General features: G+C 62.5%; 14 protein-coding genes and 2 pseudogenes. 8 read left to right on the top strand and 8 right to left on the bottom strand.

The genetic code is table 11. From position 1 onward, the window contains the following. Window positions 1-105: 105 nt before the first annotated feature. On the top strand, window positions 106-1,041 hold the full coding sequence (locus AB4O45_RS03885) for a LysR family transcriptional regulator (protein ID WP_460161092.1): 936 nt from the start codon (window positions 106-108) through the stop codon (window positions 1,039-1,041). Window positions 1,042-1,243: 202 nt separating this feature from the next. Here AB4O45_RS03885 and AB4O45_RS03890 read toward each other — a convergent pair whose 3' ends face one another. The 3 genes and pseudogenes from AB4O45_RS03890 to AB4O45_RS03900 all read right to left on the bottom strand — a co-directional run bounded on the left by AB4O45_RS03890 (window position 1,244) and on the right by AB4O45_RS03900 (window position 4,446). After that, complete coding sequence (locus AB4O45_RS03890; protein ID WP_370695145.1) at window positions 1,244-2,065, bottom strand: methyl-accepting chemotaxis protein; 822 nt, start codon at window positions 2,063-2,065, stop codon at window positions 1,244-1,246. An 84-nt stretch (window positions 2,066-2,149) separates the two neighbouring features. Next, window positions 2,150-2,926 (bottom strand): annotated as a pseudogene (locus AB4O45_RS03895) (cache domain-containing protein); the annotation flags it as partial. A 203-nt stretch (window positions 2,927-3,129) separates the two neighbouring features. Further along, window positions 3,130-4,446: a Na+/H+ antiporter family protein gene (locus AB4O45_RS03900; RefSeq protein WP_125927245.1), complete on the bottom strand. Its 1,317-nt coding sequence runs from the start codon at window positions 4,444-4,446 to the stop codon at window positions 3,130-3,132. A 1,627-nt stretch (window positions 4,447-6,073) separates the two neighbouring features. Between AB4O45_RS03900 and AB4O45_RS03905 the strand changes: the two are divergent. Continuing rightward, a pseudogene (locus AB4O45_RS03905) lies at window positions 6,074-6,130 on the top strand (hypothetical protein); the annotation flags it as partial. A gap of 201 nt (window positions 6,131-6,331) precedes the next feature. Beyond that, entirely contained in the window at window positions 6,332-7,036 is a 705-nt protein-coding gene (locus tag AB4O45_RS03910) for a methyl-accepting chemotaxis protein (protein WP_370695146.1), read from the top strand. A 204-nt stretch (window positions 7,037-7,240) separates the two neighbouring features. Here AB4O45_RS03910 and AB4O45_RS03915 read toward each other — a convergent pair whose 3' ends face one another. Genes AB4O45_RS03915 through AB4O45_RS03930 form a run of 4 tightly spaced genes read right to left on the bottom strand, consistent with a single transcriptional unit; the run spans window position 7,241 to window position 9,842 of the window. Continuing rightward, window positions 7,241-8,554: a sensor histidine kinase gene (locus AB4O45_RS03915; RefSeq protein ID WP_460161093.1), complete on the bottom strand. Its 1,314-nt coding sequence runs from the start codon at window positions 8,552-8,554 to the stop codon at window positions 7,241-7,243. Next, window positions 8,551-9,219: a response regulator transcription factor gene (locus tag AB4O45_RS03920; RefSeq protein WP_016775412.1), complete on the bottom strand. Its 669-nt coding sequence runs from the start codon at window positions 9,217-9,219 to the stop codon at window positions 8,551-8,553. Before AB4O45_RS03920 ends, AB4O45_RS03915 begins: the two co-directional genes overlap by 4 nt. Window positions 9,220-9,222: 3 nt before the next feature. After that, the gene (locus AB4O45_RS03925; protein ID WP_016775413.1) at window positions 9,223-9,534 is read right to left on the bottom strand and encodes a PepSY domain-containing protein; all 312 of its coding nucleotides are present in this window, start codon (window positions 9,532-9,534) and stop codon (window positions 9,223-9,225) included. Beyond that, window positions 9,534-9,842: a PepSY domain-containing protein gene (locus tag AB4O45_RS03930; RefSeq protein ID WP_460161094.1), complete on the bottom strand. Its 309-nt coding sequence runs from the start codon at window positions 9,840-9,842 to the stop codon at window positions 9,534-9,536. Before AB4O45_RS03930 ends, AB4O45_RS03925 begins: the two co-directional genes overlap by 1 nt. Window positions 9,843-10,133: 291 nt before the next feature. Here AB4O45_RS03930 and AB4O45_RS03935 point away from each other — a divergent pair, with 291 nt between their 5' ends. The 4 genes from AB4O45_RS03935 (at window position 10,134) to codA (ending at window position 14,536) form a co-directional block, all read left to right on the top strand. Further along, entirely contained in the window at window positions 10,134-11,213 is a 1,080-nt protein-coding gene (locus tag AB4O45_RS03935; RefSeq protein WP_423662314.1) for a patatin-like phospholipase family protein, read from the top strand. 85 nt (window positions 11,214-11,298) lie between these two features. After that, entirely contained in the window at window positions 11,299-11,655 is a 357-nt protein-coding gene (queD, locus tag AB4O45_RS03940; RefSeq protein ID WP_007915588.1) for a 6-carboxytetrahydropterin synthase QueD, read from the top strand. Between the two features lie 359 nt (window positions 11,656-12,014). Continuing rightward, a complete protein-coding gene (codB, locus tag AB4O45_RS03945; RefSeq protein ID WP_460161095.1) occupies window positions 12,015-13,286 on the top strand; it encodes a cytosine permease in 1,272 nt (423 codons plus the stop codon). 14 nt (window positions 13,287-13,300) lie between these two features. After that, window positions 13,301-14,536, top strand: coding sequence for a cytosine deaminase (gene codA / locus AB4O45_RS03950; RefSeq protein ID WP_130909829.1), 1,236 nt, complete (start codon window positions 13,301-13,303; stop codon window positions 14,534-14,536). A 153-nt stretch (window positions 14,537-14,689) separates the two neighbouring features. On the opposite strand, the gene AB4O45_RS03955 is transcribed toward codA, so the two are convergent. Next, window positions 14,690-15,670, bottom strand: a complete 981-nt coding sequence (locus AB4O45_RS03955) for a diaminopimelate epimerase (protein WP_460161096.1) — start codon at window positions 15,668-15,670, stop codon at window positions 14,690-14,692. A 244-nt stretch (window positions 15,671-15,914) separates the two neighbouring features. Between AB4O45_RS03955 and AB4O45_RS03960 the strand changes: the two genes are divergently transcribed. Further along, window positions 15,915-17,066, top strand: a complete 1,152-nt coding sequence (locus AB4O45_RS03960; protein ID WP_150634866.1) for an MFS transporter — start codon at window positions 15,915-15,917, stop codon at window positions 17,064-17,066. The last annotated feature ends 18 nt before the right edge of the window (window positions 17,067-17,084 follow it).

Consider the following 17,084-nt stretch of genomic DNA (forward strand, 5'->3'; position numbering starts at 1 on the left):
TTCCACGCTCAAAAACAATGGCGCGGATTATCGGCTGGCGCCGCTGTGCGATAAATGGGAGCATCCGGACAACACTTTTGCGCAACACGCACAGCGAGACACGGCATGCACGGGCTCAACGAACTCGGATTCAAAGCGTTAAGGCTGTTTGTAGCGGTCCTCGACCACGGCAGTTTTTCCGAAGTCGCCCGCCGCGAAGGGGTCGCGCCCTCCTCGATTTCGCGGCAGATCCAGTTGATGGAACAGGCGCTGAACCAGCAATTGCTCTACCGCCACACCCGCGCCGTCACGCCGACTGAAGCCGGGCGCACGCTCGGCCACCATGCGCGGTTACTGCTAGTGCAATTGGAAGAAGCCGAGCAGGCGTTGCAGGAACAGCAAAGCGAGCCCACCGGACTGGTACGCATCAACGCCCCGGTGGTGTTCGGCCAGCGCCATCTGACGCCTTGGCTCGGCCAGCTCTGCGCGCGCTATCCGAAGCTGCAACTGGATATCCAGCAAACCGACCATTACATCGACCCGCTACAGGAAGGCGCCGACCTGCTGTTTCGCATCGGCGCGCTGCACGATTCGAGCATGCAGGCACGCATTCTGGCGCCGCACCGTTTTCAGGTCGCCGCCAGCCCGGCCTATCTCAAACGCCACGGCATCCCGCAGCATCCCGACCAACTTGCGCAACATCAGTGCCTGGCCTACAAAGGCGCGGCCGGTCAGCAGCGCTGGTTTTTCCGCCGTGATGGCGAGGACTGGACGCCGTACACGGTAAGAGGCCCGATCACCGGCAACCACGCCGACACCCTGACCCAGGCCGCTCAGCAAGGCCTCGGGCTGGTGATGTTTCCGTCGTGGCTGATTGGCGAAGCGGTGCGCGAGGGCACGCTGGTGCCGGTGCTGGGGGAATATCAGGTGTCGAACAGTCTGGAACCGCAGCAGATCGCCGTGCTGTGGCCGGGGAGCCGACGGTTGTCGGTGAAGGTGAGGACGGTGATTGATTTTTTTGTCGAGTGCTTTGGCGAGATTCCCTATTGGGACAGAGCCTGAAGATCAAGAGCCCCCTCACCCTAGCCCTCTCCCTGAGGGAGAGGGGAACCGACCGAGGTGTCCCACCTACTGCATCGACCTGAAAAACCGCGTCGATTATGGATTCAAAGCAGGACTTTCAGGTCGGCGTAATCCCGCAATATTCCCCAATCGGTTCCCTCTCCCTCTGGGAGAGGCCTAGGGTGAGGGGCTTTTCAGGCCATCAGATACGGAACTGCCCCACCAGCTTGCCCAACCGCTGCCCCAGCTCCGCCAGACTGCGCGACGTTTGCGCGCCCAGTTGCGTTTCATCGGCGACGCTGTCCACCGCCACGGCAATCTGATGCACGCTGCGGTTGATCTCTTCGGCCACCGCCGTCTGCTCTTCCGCTGCGCTGGCGATCTGCGCGTTCATCGAGTTGATCGTCGCGATCAACTGCGCCATGGCGTCCAGCGATGCACCGGCCTGATTGGCTTGCTGCGAAGTGCCGTCGCCGGCCTCGCTGGAACGGCGCATCGCTTCGACCGCCTGCTGCGTGCCCGCTTGCAAGCGGTCGATCATGCCCTGGATTTCCTGGGTGCTGATCTGCGTGCGGCTGGCCAGCGCGCGTACTTCGTCCGCAACCACCGCAAACCCGCGCCCGGCCTCACCGGCACGTGCCGCTTCGATCGCGGCGTTGAGCGCGAGCAGGTTGGTCTGCTCGGCAATCGAACGAATCACCCCAAGCACGCCGACGATCGAACTGACGTCCTGCTGCAGGCTGTCAAGCGACACGCCGCTGTTGCGGATGTCGTCGACCAGCGCATGAATCTGTTTGATGCTGCCCGCCACCACGCGCTTGGCGCTCTGGCCTTCTTCGTCGGTCTGCTGAGCGGCGACGGCAGCGTTTTGCGCGCTCTTCGCCACTTCCTGAGCGGCGGCGGACATTTCGTTGATCGCCGTGGCGACCTGATCGGTTTCGTGGCGCTGACGCTCCATGGCCTGATCGGAACGCTGCGCCTGTTCCGAGACCTGGGTGACCAGACCGGTCAGTTGCGTGGTCATCTCGGTGATCTGCCGCACCAGGCCGTGGATCTTGTCGACGAAACGATTGAACGAGCCGGCCAGTTCGCCGAGTTCGTCCTGACTGGTGATGTTCAGGCGCCGGGTCAGGTCGCCCTCGCCCGCCGCGATGTCGTCGAGGTTGGCTTTCATCAGGGTCAGCGGGCGCAGAATGGTGTTGGCCAGCAGCATGCCCGCCGCCGCGATCACCAACAGCACCAGCACCGCAACGCCGACGATGCTCAGCACCACGCCTTGCACGCGCTCCTGCACTTGCGCCTCGACCTGCGCCACTTGCGCTTCGATGCCGTCGAGGTTGACCGAGGTGCCTACCGCCATGTCCCACTTCGGCAGGTATTCGGTGTAGCCGAGTTTCGGCACCAGCACCTTGGCGTTACCCGGCAGCGGCGAACTGTATTGCAAATAGTGGGTGCCGTCCTTGGCCACTTTGACCAGGCCGAGGTTGACGTAGACGCCGTTCGGATCGCGGTTGTCCTTGAAGCTTTTGCCCACGCCATCGGGGTCGTTGGCCTTGAACAGGCGCACGGTTTCGGAGTCGTAGCCGAAGAAGTAGCCATCCTTGCCGTAGCGGATGCCCGAGAGCAATTTGATCGCCTGCGCCCGCGCCGCGTCGTCGCCCGGTGCGGCGGCGTCGTACAGCGGTTTGATCGTGGTCATGGCCACGGCGACGTAACTTTGCAGGGTGGCCTTGGCGTCGCCGAGCAGCCGCTCGCGGGTCTGTTCGACCTCCTTGCGCGCCTGTTCCTGGAGGATGAACAGCGTGGTCACGCTGATGACCAGCGCAAAGAGCAGCACCGGCAGAACGGCAAGGGACAGGACTTTAGCCTTGAGACTCAGACGCATCGGGGGACTCACTCTTTTGATTTTGTTGGCGTGGTTAAAGGCTTTAACGGCACGCCGGGGCAAAAGTTGAGTCTTGAAACATCGCCGCCCCCCCCTGTGGGAGCGAGCCTGCTCGCGAAAGCGTTGGCTCAGCAACCTGTGTGTCGACTGACACGACGCCTTCGCGAGCAGGCTCGCTCCCACATGGGGCAATTGTGGATTTTTTAGAGAACCATCGCCGCGATCCAGCCAAACACCAGCAGCGGCAGGTTGTAGTGCAGGAAGGTCGGCACGACGGTGTCCCAGATGTGGTGATGCTGGCCGTCGATGTTCAGGCCCGAGGTCGGGCCGAGGGTCGAGTCCGAGGCCGGCGAACCGGCATCGCCCAGCGCGCCGGCAGTGCCAACGATGCAGACGATGGCGATCGGGCTGAAGCCCAGTTGCACGCACAACGGCACGAAGATCGCTGCGAGAATCGGCACGGTGGAAAACGACGAACCGATGCCCATGGTCACCAGCAAGCCCACCAGCAGCATCAACAAAGCCCCGACGCCTTTGCTGTGATTGATCCAGGCCGCCGACGATTCGACCAGCGTCTGCACCTGCCCGGTGGCCTTCATCACTTCGGCAAAGCCTGAGGCGGCGATCATGATGAAGCCGATCATCGCCATCATTTTCATGCCTTCGGTGAACAGGTCATCGGTCTCGCGCCATTTGACGATGCCCGACACCGAGAAAATCAGGAAGCCGACCAGAGCGCCGATAATCATCGAGTCCAGCAGCAACTGCACCACGAATGCCGAAGCGATGGCCACACCGGCGATCATCAGGCTCAGCGGGTTGTAGTGCACCGCCGTCTGCTCGACCTGTTCGATTTTGGCCAGGTCATAAACGCGCTTCTTGCGGTAGCTGATGAACGCGATCGCCAGTCCGAAAACCATGCCCAGCGCCGGAATGCCCATGGCGTGGGTGACATTGATGCCGCTGATGTCGACGCCGCTGCGCGCGACGTTGGCCAGCAGGATTTCGTTGAGGAAGATGTTGCCGAAACCCACCGGCAGAAACATGTACGGGGTGATCAGGCCAAAGGTCATGACGCAGGCGATCAGACGGCGATCGAGTTGCAGCTTGGTCAGTACATATAGAAGTGGCGGCACCAGCAGCGGAATGAACGCGATATGGATCGGCAGGATGTTCTGCGAGGCAATCGCCACCACCCACAGCAGGCCGATCAGCAGCCATTTGACGTTACCGCCGCCGGTTGCGTGCTGCCGATCCACCATCGCCAAAGCCTTGTCGGCCAGCGCATGGGCCAGGCCGGACTTGGCGATTGCCACGGCGAACGCGCCGAGCAAGGCGTAGGACAACGCCACCGTCGCGCCGCCGCCCAGACCGCTGTTGAACGCCTTGAGTGTTGCGTCGATGCCCAGACCGCCGGTCAGGCCACCGACCAGCGCCCCGACGATCAGCGCGATCACCACATGCACGCGCGACAGGCTGAGGATCAGCATGACGCCGACGGCTGCTATGACTGCATTCATTTCACTACCTCAAAAAACACTGCGGGTGGAAACACACCGCCAGACAGGATGAGTCCGCCCGGCGCTGGCCGGCGGATTTGTATGAAGGGTCTTATTAGAGGGCGCGCACTGTGCCGCAGAGTGGCGGCGCTGTCAAAGCCCTGTGGCGAGGGGATTTATCCCCGTTGGGTGGCGAAGCCGCCCCCGGCAAACTTTAAATCAACCCTATACGCAGGTGTCACGACTGCTTCGCAGCCGAACGGGGATAAATCCCCTCGCCACAGGACTACAGGACTACAGGACCACAGGACCACAGGACCACAGGACCACAGGACCACAGGATCACAGGACCACAGGCCCCGCATGCGGCAATCGGTCATATTGCGCTCACGGCATAAAGAAAGCCGAAACGCGGCCGCTACAGTGCAAAGTCTCAGATATTTATCGGATAAGGATGTTTTCCATGTCGCTCAGACAACTTTCCATCCAATGGAAAATCACCCTGCTCGCCGGCCTCTGCCTGGCCGGTATCGTGACCCTGTTGGTCGGTCTTTCGCTGTATCGCATGGAACACAGCTCGGCGCTGGTCAAGGCCTCGAGCATGGAGATGCTCACCGAGTCGGCGCAGGCGCGGATCGAATCGCAAGGTGAAGTGCAGGCCGCCGGCATTCGTCAGCAATTCATGGACGCCTATCAGTACGGCCACGGTTTCTCGCGGCAGGTACTGTTTTTGCGTGAGCAGGCCGAGAAGCGCTTTCTCGATGCCTTCGACCTGCGCGAGGACATGACCCGTCAGGTCAAATCCGCGCTGCAAGCCAACCCGGACCTGCTCGGCCTGTCGCTGGTGTTCGAAGCCAATGCGCTGGACGGCAAGGACGAACTGTTCGCCGATCAGGCTGAACTGGGCAGCAACGACAAGGGCCGTTTCGCCCTGTACTGGTCGCAGCCGACCCCGGGCAAAGTCACCACGATGGCGCTGCCGGAAAGCGACATGAGCGACACCAGCACCGGCCCCAGCGGTCAGGCCGCCAACGCCTGGTTCACCTGCCCGCGCACCACGCTCAAACCCTGCGTGATCGAGCCGTACTTCTATGTCATCGATGGCCAGAAAGTGCTGATGACCAGCATCGTCTTCCCGCTGCAGGTCAATGGCAAAGTCATCGCCTCGCTGTCGGTCGACATCAACCTCAACAGCCTGCAAGCGATCAGCCAGAACGCCAGCCGCAAGCTTTACGACGGCCAGACCGCCGTCAGTATCGTCAGCCCCGCCGGCCTGCTCGCCGGTTACAGCCCGGATGCCGGCAAACTCAGCCAGCGCCTGGATGCGGTAGATCAGGCCAGCGGCAGCGAGTTGCTGCGCCTGCTCGCCTCGAGCACTGGCGTGAGCAGCCTGCACAGCAATGGCCAGTTGAAAGTGCTGTCGCCGTTCCAGCCGATTCCCGATGGGCCGGCGTGGGGCGTGTTGCTCGATGTGCCGGAGCAAGTCCTGGTCAGCCGTGCCGAAGCGCTCAAGCAGCAACTGGATGCGAGCAATACCTCAGGCACGCTGATCGAACTGAGCCTCGGCCTGTTCGCCGCCCTCATCGGTCTGCTGCTGGTGTGGCTGATGGCGCGCAGCGTGACCAAGCCGATCCTCGGTGTGGCGCACATGCTTGAAGACATCGCCAGCGGCGAAGGCGACCTGACCCGGCGTCTGGCCTACGACAAGCAGGACGAGCTCGGCCAGTTGGCCGGTTGGTTCAACAAGTTCCTCGACAAGTTGCAGCCGATCATTGCCGAGGTGAAGCGCTCGGTGCAGGACGCGCGCAACACTGCCGACCAGTCCTCAGCCATCGCCACCCAGACCAGCGCTGGCATGGAGCAGCAATACCGTCAGGTCGATCAGGTCGCCACCGCTTCCCACGAAATGAGCGCCACCGCCCAGGACGTTGCACGCAGTGCCGCCCAGGCCGCCGAAGCCGCCAAGGACGCCGACCGCGCCACCCGCCAGGGTCTGACCGTGATCGACCACACCACCGCGAGCATCGACACCCTCGCCGCCGACATGAGCGCAGCGATGGTTCAGGTCGAGGGCCTGGCCGCCAACAGCGAGAAAATCGGCACGGTGCTGGAAACCATCCGCGCCATCGCCGAGCAGACCAACCTGCTCGCACTCAACGCCGCCATCGAAGCCGCCCGCGCCGGTGAAGCCGGACGCGGTTTTGCCGTGGTCGCCGATGAAGTGCGCAACCTCGCGCGCCGCACTCAGGAGTCGGTGGAGGAAACCCGCCAGGTCATCGAGCAATTGCAGAATGGCACGCAGGAAGTGGTCGGTGCGATGGGCAACAGCCATCGTCAGGCCCAGGGCAGCGTTGAGCAGGTGGGTCAGGCTGTCACGGCGTTGCGGCAGATCGGCGATGCGGTGACGGTGATCAGCGACATGAACCTGCAAATCGCCAGTGCCGCCGAAGAGCAGAGCGCAGTGGCTGAGGAGATCAACAACAACGTGGCGACGATTCGCGATGTGACCGAGTCGCTGTCCGGGCAGGCCAATGAATCGGCTCGCGTGAGCCAGTCGCTCAACAGCCTGGCGAATCAGCAACAGCGGTTGATGGATCAGTTTCGCGTTTGATGCACAAGTGCGGGGTGTCAGTTCCAATCCCCCCTCACCCCAGCCCTCTCCCCCCAAGGGGGGCGAGGGGGAAAGGGAGCCGATTTTCATGCCATTCAAGTCCTGAGTTCGACTCGGATTTCAAGTGGGTGCATCTCTCAAGAACAACACAATCAGTCCCCTCTCCCTCTGGGAGAGGGTTAGGGTGAGGGGCTTTTCAAGGGCTCACCGCCGAGGCAGTTCAATCACCACTTTCAACCCGCCCCACTCGCTTTCGCCCAGCACCAGCAAGCCACCCCAGGTATCGACAATATCCCGCACGATCCCAAGGCCGAGCCCATGCCCGTGGGTCTGCTCATCCAGCCGCGTGCCACGGCTGAACACCTGAGTGCGCTGCTCTTCGGGAATCCCTGGCCCATCATCTTCCACGCTCAGGGCAAAGCCGTCAGACCTTTCGATCACACTCAAGCGCACCTCGGCATCGGCCCATTTGCAGGCGTTGTCGAGCAGGTTACCGAGCAGTTCGAGCAAGTCCTCGCGGTCCCACGGCAGTTGCAAACCCGGCGGTGCGACGTAGCTCAAGGCCAGATGCTCGCCGTGAATCATGTTCAAGGTCGCCAGCAACCCTGGCAGCTCGGCATCGCAATCGAACAACGCGCCGGGCAGCGCATCCCCCGACAACCGCGCGCGATTGAGTTCGCGATTGAGGCGCTGCTGCACCTGCTCCAGTTGTTCCTTGAGGATCCTGCGCAGCTCGGGATGGTCATCGAGCTTGTCGCTGGAGGCCAGGCTGAGCAGCACCGCCAACGGGGTTTTCAGCGCGTGGCCAAGGTTGCCCAAGGCATTGCGCGAGCGCTTGAGGCTGTCTTCGGTGTGGGCGAGCAAATGGTTGATCTGCGCCACCAGCGGTTCCAGCTCCACCGGCACCTGATCGTCGAGTTGCGAGCGCTGGCCCTGCTGCAACTGAGCGATCTGCTCGCGCGCGCGTTCCAGCGGTTTAAGGGCGCGGCGTACGGTCAGGCGTTGCAGGAACAGGATCAACAGCAACGCCGCCAGCCCCAGACCGAGGCCGATCTGGCGCATGCGCTGGAAACTGTCGCTGACCGGCGTGTAATCCTGGGCGACGCTGATCGAGATCGACTGACCCAGGCGTCGATAGTCCGAGCGCAATATCAACAAGCGTTGCCCGTCCGGGCCAAGTTGCAGATTGCTGTGCAGCCCCGGGTGTTGCAGCAGCGGCAGTTCCTGATCCCACAGCGAGCGCGAACGCCAGTGGCTGTCGGAGAAATCGATGCGAAAGTAGTGCCCGGAAAACGGCCGCTGATAGGCCGGCGACAGATGCCGCTCATCCAGCTGCAAACCTTGCGGGCCGCGCACCAGCGCTACCAGCAGGCTTTCGCTGTCGTTGCGCAGGCCGGCTTCGAGGTAGCGCTGCAAACCGACTTCGAACAACCACAGGCTGGTTTGCGCCAGCACCAGACCGACCACCACCATCACGCTGATCAGACCCAGGCTCAAACGGCGCTGGATTGATCTCATGAAGCTTGTCCGCCGAACAGGTATCCCTGACCGCGACGGGTTTCGATCACGCTTTTGCCGAGCTTGCGCCGCAGGTGATTGACGTGGACTTCGAGGACGTTGGAGTCACGCTCGGTCTCACCGTCGTAGAGGTGTTCGGCGAGGTGGCTTTTCGAGAGGATCTGCTCGGGATGCAGCATGAAATAGCGCAGCAGGCGGAATTCAGCGGCGGTCAGCTGGATGTCGGCGCCGTCGCGAACCACGCACTGGCGGCCTTCGTCCAGATGCAGGCCGGCGGCTTGCAGGGTCGGCTGGTTGGCCTGGCCCTTGGAGCGGCGCAGCAGCGATTGAATGCGCAGGTACAGTTCTTCCGGGTGGAACGGTTTGGTCAGGTAATCGTCAGCGCCGGCCTTCAGCCCTTCGATGCGCTCGGCCCAGGAGTCGCGCGCGGTAAGGATCAGCACCGGAATCGCCAGACCGGCCGCGCGCCACTGCGCCAGCACGTCCAGCCCCGGCACGCCGGGCAGGCCGAGGTCGAGGATGATCAGGTCATAGGGCTCGCTGCTGCCCTGATACACCGCGTCACGACCATCGGCCAGCCAATCCACCGCGTAGCCTTGGCGCTGCAGGCCGGCGAGCAATTCGTCGGCCAGTGGTACGTGGTCTTCCACCAGAAGCAAACGCATCGATCAATCTTCCTTGTCTTTCACTAACTCGCCGGTATCGGCTTTCAGGTGCAGCTCGCGCGCCACGCCCTCGACCGTCAGCAATTCGACTTCGTAAATGTACACGTCGTGTTTTTCTTCCAGCTCGACTTCCAGCAGTTTGGCGCCGGGGTAGCGATCCATGGCCTGCTGCAGCACTTGCTCCAGCGGCAGGATCACACCATCGCGACGCAGGGCCAGCGCCTCGTCCTGATCGAGGTCGCGAGCCATGGCCGTACTGCACAACAACACCAGCGCCAGCGCCGTCAGGCGGGTGGCGCGACTATTCAGCTTCATTACGTATCCTGATGATCCCTGAGCACTTCACCATCGACCGCGTTCAACTCCAGATCCCACTTCAGCCCTTTCGGGTCGCGCAGTTCGATCTGGTAAATGAACTTGCCGTACTCTTCCTCCAGCTCGGTCTCGGTGATTTCCGAACCGGGGTGTTTTTCCAGGGCGATGGCGTTGAGCTTCTCGAAGGAGACGATAGTACCAGCGTCTCGCAAACGAAGCGCTTCGTCAGACCCGAGATCGCGCGCCAGCGCAGTGTTGGCGCCAAGGCCGAGGATCGAGGCAGTGGTCAGGGCAGTCAGGGTTTTCATGGTGTCTCCGAATTCTTATATGTTGCTTACGGTGGGCACCATAGCGAGGTCAACTTAACTGAAACTGAATGGCCATCATTGTGCCCCACTGTTGGCAAGATTCCCTGTGGGAGCGAGCCTGCTCGCGAAGACGGAGTGTCAGCTGCAGCGATGTTTCTGACCCGCCGCTTTCGCGAGCAGGCTCGCTCCCACACTGGTTTTGCGTCTGCCCCGTTTGTGGGACAGGCTCACTCCTACATGGGCCTGCAACATGTGCTTATAATCGCCAGCTTGCTAACGATCGAGACCGGTATGACCGCCATCCACATCAAGTTTCCCGCCCTCACCCTCAAGGCCGGCCCACGGGCCATGGCGCGCATTCGTGCGCAGGGTTTACACGCCGCGGACGTCGGCACCCTGCCCGGTGCAGCCGGTGGGCCAAAGGCGTTGGGGATTCAGGGGCTCGATCTGGCGTTGTTCGGCGAGTGGCTGCCAAGTGCGCCGCGTGAGCGTTCGCTGATCGGCGCGTCGGTGGGTTCCTGGCGCTTCGCCAGCGCCTGCCTGCCGGACGCCGCCGAAGGCATTCGCCGCCTCGGTGAGCTGTACGCCGAGCAGCATTTCAACAAAGGCGTGACCATGGCCGAGATCAGCCAGAGCTCGCAGCGCATGCTCAATGACCTGCTCGACGGCCGCGATGCGAGCATCCTCGAGAACGCCGATTACCGCTTGAACATCATGGTGGTGAAAAGCCAGGGCCGCCTCGCCGAAGACCATCGCGGACGCCTCGGTCTGGCGCTGGGTTCGGTGATCGCCGACAACCTGCGCGGCCGTGCACGGCTGTCGCGACACTTTGAGCGGCTGATCATCCACGATCCACGCCTGGCGCCGCCGCTTGATGCCTTGACCGATTTCCCCTCGCGTTTCGTTGCGCTCAATACCGGCAACCTGCGCCAGGCCCTGCTCGCTTCCGGGTCGATTCCGATGGTCATGGAAGGGGTGCGTGACCTGCCCGGCGCCGGCGCGGGTACGTTCCGTGACGGCGGTTTGCTCGACTACCACCTCGACCTGCCCTACAGCGGCGACGGCATCGTGCTGTATCCGCACTTCACCGATCGGGTGATTCCCGGCTGGTTCGACAAGACCCTGCCATGGCGCCGCGCTTCGGTGCAGCGTCTGCAGGATGTGCTGCTGGTCGCGCCATCAAAGGAATATCTGGCGCGCCTGCCCTACGGCAAACTGCCCGATCGCAACGACTTCAAACGCTTCATGGGCGATGCGCCGGGCCGGCAGAAATACTGGCACACGGCGATAGACGAGAGCCGGCGACTGGGTGACGAATTCCTCGAGCTGACGGCCAACGGTCGCCTCGCCGACCGCTTGCTGACCCTTTAGTCAGCACGGCCAAAGACAAGCTGATAAACTCGCCGCCTGCCCGAATCGCTGCGGCGAACGCCATCTGAACAGAGCCGAAAATACCGTGGAAATCTTCAAAGAGTTTACTTTCGAATCCGCCCACCGCCTGCCGCACGTCCCGGACGGCCACAAGTGCGGCCGCCTGCACGGCCACTCATTCAAGGTCGCGCTGCACCTGAGCGGCGACCTCGATCCGCACACTGGCTGGATTCGCGATTTCTCCGAGATCAAAGCGATTTTCAAGCCGCTGTATGAGCGTCTCGACCACAACTACCTGAACGACATTCCCGGCCTGGAAAACCCGACCAGCGAAGTGCTGGCCAAATTCATCTGGAATGAGATGAAGCCGTTGTTGCCGGAACTCAGCGCGATCCGCATTCATGAGACGTGCACCAGCGGCTGCATTTATCGCGGCGAATGAGCCGATCCGAAGACCACTGCAAAACCCTGTGGGAGCGGGCTTGCCCGCGATAGCGGTGTGTCGGACACATCAATGTTGGATGTTCCGACGCCATCGCGGGCAAGCCCGCTCCCACAGGGTTCAGTGCCGGATTGAGTTCAGAAACAGCCTCCACGGCTGTTTTTTTATGCCTATGCTGTCCGCTCCCCGCCAAGAGGGCAGCCCCATGACGGCTCGCTCCCACATTGGGCTCCTGGTGCATTCAGTGCACTGCTTTCGCGCTGAAAACCCCATTCGCGTCTACACATTCGGTCACTTGCGCCGCTTGGCACGACCGCTGCAACCCTTCTGCGTCTTCCCCTTCCTGCAAGGACTGCCCCATGACGCAGAACGCCCCCGGCAACGATTACCCGCTCAGTGAAGTCCCCATGCACGCGCGCAAAGGCCTGGCCTCGACGGCGATGGTGTTACTGGGCTTCACGTTTTTCACTGCGACCATGTTTGCCGGCGGCAAGCTCGGGGTCGCGTTCGGTTTCGCCGAGATGATGGCGGTGATCATTGTCGGCAACCTGCTGCTCGGTCTGTACGCGGCAGGCTTGGGTTACATCGCCTTCAAGAGCGGCCTCAATTCGGTGCTGATGGGCCGCTTCTGTTTTGGCGAAGTTGGCAGCAAGCTCAGCGACCTGATCCTCGGCTTCACCCAGATCGGCTGGTACGCCTGGGGCACGGCGACGGCGGCGGTGGTGATCGGCAAGTATTTCAATCTCGATGAAAACACCGTGCTGGTTCTGATGGTGCTGTTCGGCCTCGGCTTCTGCGCAACGGCGTACATCGGTTATCGCGGACTGGAAATTCTCTCGTACATCGCGGTGCCGGCGATGATGTTGCTGCTGATGCTGTCGATGTGGGCAGCGACCGTGAAAGTCGGTGGCTTCGAAGGCTTGCTCAGCGTGGTGCCGAGCGGTTCTCTGGACTGGTCGACAGCGATCACCCTGGTGTTCGGCACCTTCGTCAGCGGCGCAACGCAAGCCACCAACTGGACGCGATTTTCCCGCTCGGCAAAAGTGGCGGTGCTGGCCAGCCTGATCGGTTTTTTCATCGGCAACGGCCTGATGGTGCTGATCGGCGCGTACGGCGCGATCGTCTATCAACAGCCGGATGTGGTTGAAGTGCTGCTGTTGCAGGGCTTCGCCATGGCCGCGATGGCCATGCTGTTGCTGAACATCTGGAGCACTCAGGACAACACCATCTACAACTTCGCCGTCGCCGGCTGCAACCTGCTGCGCACCGGGCGGCGCAAGACCGTGACCCTCGGTGGCGCGGTGATCGGCACTCTGCTCGCCCTGCTGGGCATGTACGACATGCTGGTGCCGTATCTCATCCTGCTCGGCACGGTGATTCCGCCGATTGGCGGGGTGATCATGGCTGACTTCTTCTATCGCTGGCGCGGGCACTATCCGCGTCTGGCCGACGCACGGTTGCCAGCGTTCAACTGGCCGGGCCTCGGGGCCTACGGGGTCGGAACCGTCGCTGCGTTCAGCTCGCCCTGGGTCGCGCCGCTGGTAGGCATTGCCGCTGCCGCGCTAACGTATGTCATCGTCACCGGTGTGCTGGGCGCACGTCGCGTCAGCGCACCACTACAAGACCTATAAAAAGGATTTGCCTGATGCACATCATCAACGCCCGCCTGCGCAACCAGGAAGGCCTGCACGAATTGCACCTCGAAGACGGCCTGATCCACAGTATCGCCCGTCAGACCGAAGCGCCGACCCTCGGCGCGGATGACCTCGATGCCGGCGGCAATCTGGTGGTGCCGCCCTTCGTCGAGCCGCACATCCACCTCGACGCCACCCTCACCGCCGGCGAGCCGCGCTGGAACATGAGCGGCACGCTGTTCGAAGGCATCGAATGCTGGGGCGAGCGCAAGGTCACCATCACCGAAGAAGACACCAAGGCCCGCGCCAAGAAGACCATTCAGGCCCTGGCAGCCCACGGCATTCAGCACGTGCGCACCCACGTCGACGTCACCGACCCGCAACTCACCGCGCTCAAAGCCATGCTCGAAGTGCGTGAGGAAAGCCGTCACCTGATCGATCTGCAAATCGTCGCGTTCCCGCAGGAAGGCATCGAGTCGTTCCGCAACGGGCGCGAGCTGATGGAAGAGGCGATCCGCATGGGCGCTGACGTGGTCGGCGGCATTCCGCATTTCGAGTACACCCGCGATCAGGGCGTCAGCTCGGTGAAGTTCCTCATGGACCTGGCCGAGCGTACCGGCTGCCTGGTCGACGTGCACTGCGACGAGACTGACGATCCGCATTCACGTTTCCTCGAAGTGCTTGCCGAAGAAGCGCGCAGCCGCGACATGGGCGCCCGCGTCACCGCCAGCCACACCACGGCGATGGGCTCTTATGACAACGCCTACTGCGCCAAACTGTTCCGCCTGCTCGGCCATTCCGGCATCAGCTTTGTTTCCTGCCCGACCGAAAGCATTCACCTGCAAGGGCGCTTCGACAACTTCCCGAAGCGCCGGGGCGTGACCCGCGTCAACGAACTGCTCGAAGCCGGCATGAACGTGTGTTTCGGTCAGGATTCGATCGTCGACCCGTGGTATCCGCTGGGTAACGGCAACATCCTGCGCGTGCTCGAAGCCGGTCTGCACATCTGCCACATGCTCGGTTATCGCAACCTGCAAAGTGCGCTGGATCTGGTCACCGACAACAGCGCTAAAGCCATGCACCTGGGCGAGCGTTACGGACTGGAACAGGGCCGCCCGGCGAACCTGCTGATTCTCTCGGCGGACAGCGACTACGAAGTGATCCGCAGCCAAGGCCTGCCGCTGTATTCGATTCGCGGCGGCAAGGTGTTGATGAAGCGGCAGATGCCGGTGGTGGAGTTCAGTTGAGAAGTACGCTGAACCTGATGGGCCGAGAGCAAAACCTGTGGGAGCGAGCCTGCTCGCGAAAGCGCCATGCCAGGCACCTCGATGTTGGATGTGCCGACCTCTTCGCGAGCAGGCTCGCTCCCACAGTAGATCCCAGCGATAGCGTCGGCCGAATCAATCCATCAACCGCGCCGTGCCAAACAATCTGACGCGCAGCAATTCCCCTTCCGAAACCTCAAGCAAAACCGGTGCGGTGCCACCCGGCATGACCACCCGCACTTCTCCCGCCTCGACCCAACCCACCCGCCACGCGGCACACGCGACCGCACTGGCGCTGGTGCCGGATGACGCGGTTGGTCCTTCGCCACGTTCGAATACCCGGGCGAGGATTTGCTGCGGCGACGCCAGCGCGGCCCATTGCAGATTGACGCCCGCCGGGCAGGGATTGCCGGCACCGGTGGGCATGGCATAGGCGATTGCTGTAAGCCGTTGGTTCAGGGGCGATTCACGCATCTGTTCATTGCTCGGCAGAGCGGCCGCATCGCCGAGCAACGTCACGCAATGCGGATTGCCGATGCGGACGAATTGGCTGTGCTCCCAGTCAGGATCGAGTTGTGCCAGGGGCTGGACATGGCTGACGTCGCGATTATTGATTTGAACGCTCTCGACTGCCCGCGCCCCGACGGCTTGCGGGCCGAATCCGGGCCGGCCGAGGTCGAGCCAGAAACCGCGCACGGCTTCGACTTCGGCCGGTGTCACCGCGGTTTCCAGCGCTTCGCCTTTGCCGTGATGAACGCGCAGCATGGCGCCCTGCTCCGGCATCAAGGCTTGCTCGGTCAAGGCCTGAGAAAAAATCGTCAGACCGTTACCGCTGCGCTCGGCGAGGCTGCCGTCAGTGTTGACGATCAGCACATCGAACGGCGCAGATGCCTGAAACGGGCCGATCAGCAGGCCGTCGCTGCGGTGGGGTTTGCTGTTGACCGGACGCTGGCCGGCGGGCCAATCGCAGCACAGGGCGATGGCGGCTTCGCTCCAGTGCTGTCGAGATGCGGCGCAGGCGTCGGCGCTTGTCGGCAACGCGATTCCGGCCTCGCGCAAGGCTTGGGGTGAGACCACGGCGTAGATATTGCCGCGTGCGTCGTAGAAGCTCGTCATGCCTTGTTCCCGTATTCCATGCTGGCGAAAATCCGACTGTAAACCGCAAACCAGTGTGGGAGCGAGCCTGCTCGCGAAGGCGGTGCGTCAGTCGACAATTCCTTATTTGACCCACCGCTTTCGCGAGCAGGCTCGCTCCCACAGGGTAGGATGTTCACCGTTATGCCCCGAAAGGCCTGAGATCGAACCTCAACGCCGTCAGAATGTCACTCGGGATGCAGTTGTTTTTTTGCCAAGGATCGATATGACCAGCCTCAACCCCCAAGACACTTTCGTCCCCGGACGTCTGCAACAGATGTCCACCCGCGTCGCTTTTTTCATTGCTGGCCTCGGCATCGCCGCCTGGGCGCCGCTGGTGCCGTATGCCAAGGCGCGAGCCGGGCTGGATGAGGGCACGCTGGGATTACTGCTGCTGTGCCTGGGTGTCGGCTCGATTCTGGCGATGCCGCTGGCGGGGATTCTTGCCACGCGTTTTGGTTGCCGACGTGTAGCCACCGCCGGCACCTTGTTGATCTGCGCGGCACTGCCGTTGCTGGCGACGGTGTCGTCGATCCCGGCGCTGATCGCCACGCTGTTCATGTTCGGCGCCGGTCTCGGCACGGTGGATTCGACGGTGAACCTGCAAGCAGTGATCGTCGAGCGCGCCAGCGGCAAGCACATGATGTCGGGGTTCCACGGCCTGTTCAGCCTCGGCGGCATCGTCGGTGCGGCGGGTGTCAGCGCCCTGCTCGGCCTCGGCCTGACACCGCTGGCGGCGATGCTGGTGGTAGTGGTTTTGCTGATCGGCGCCTTGCTCAAATGCGTGCCGCACATGCTGCCCTATGGCAGCGAAAGCTCCGGCCCGGCGTTCGCGATTCCCCATGGCATCGTGCTGTTTATCGGCGGCATGTGCTTCATCGTTTTCCTTACCGAAGGCGCGGCGCTGGACTGGAGCGCAGTGTTCCTCGCTCAGGAACGGGGGATCGACACGGCTTATGCGGGAATGGGTTACGCAGCGTTTGCCCTGACCATGACCGTCGGCCGTCTGCTTGGTGATCGCATCGTGCGCAAGCTGGGGGCCACGCGGATCATTCTGTTCGGCGGTCTGTTGGCGGCGGCGGGGTTGTTTCTCGCCACCTTCGCGCCGAGCTGGCAAGCGGCGCTGCTCGGTTATGCGCTGGTCGGCGCCGGTTGCTCGAACATCGTGCCGGTGCTGTACACGGCGGTGGGCAAGCAGACGGTGATGCCGGAGAGCATCGCGGTGCCGGCGATTACCACGCTGGGTTATGCAGGGATTCTCGCCGGGCCAGCGGTGATCGGTTTTGTCGCCCATGCCAGCAGCCTGAGTTTTGCCTTTGGACTGATGGCGGTATTGCTGGTGGCTGTGGCGATTGGCGGTAAAGTTCTGAAGGTCTAAAGCAAAAGATCGCAGCCT

The organism is Pseudomonas sp. S2_B10 (assembly GCF_054668425.1).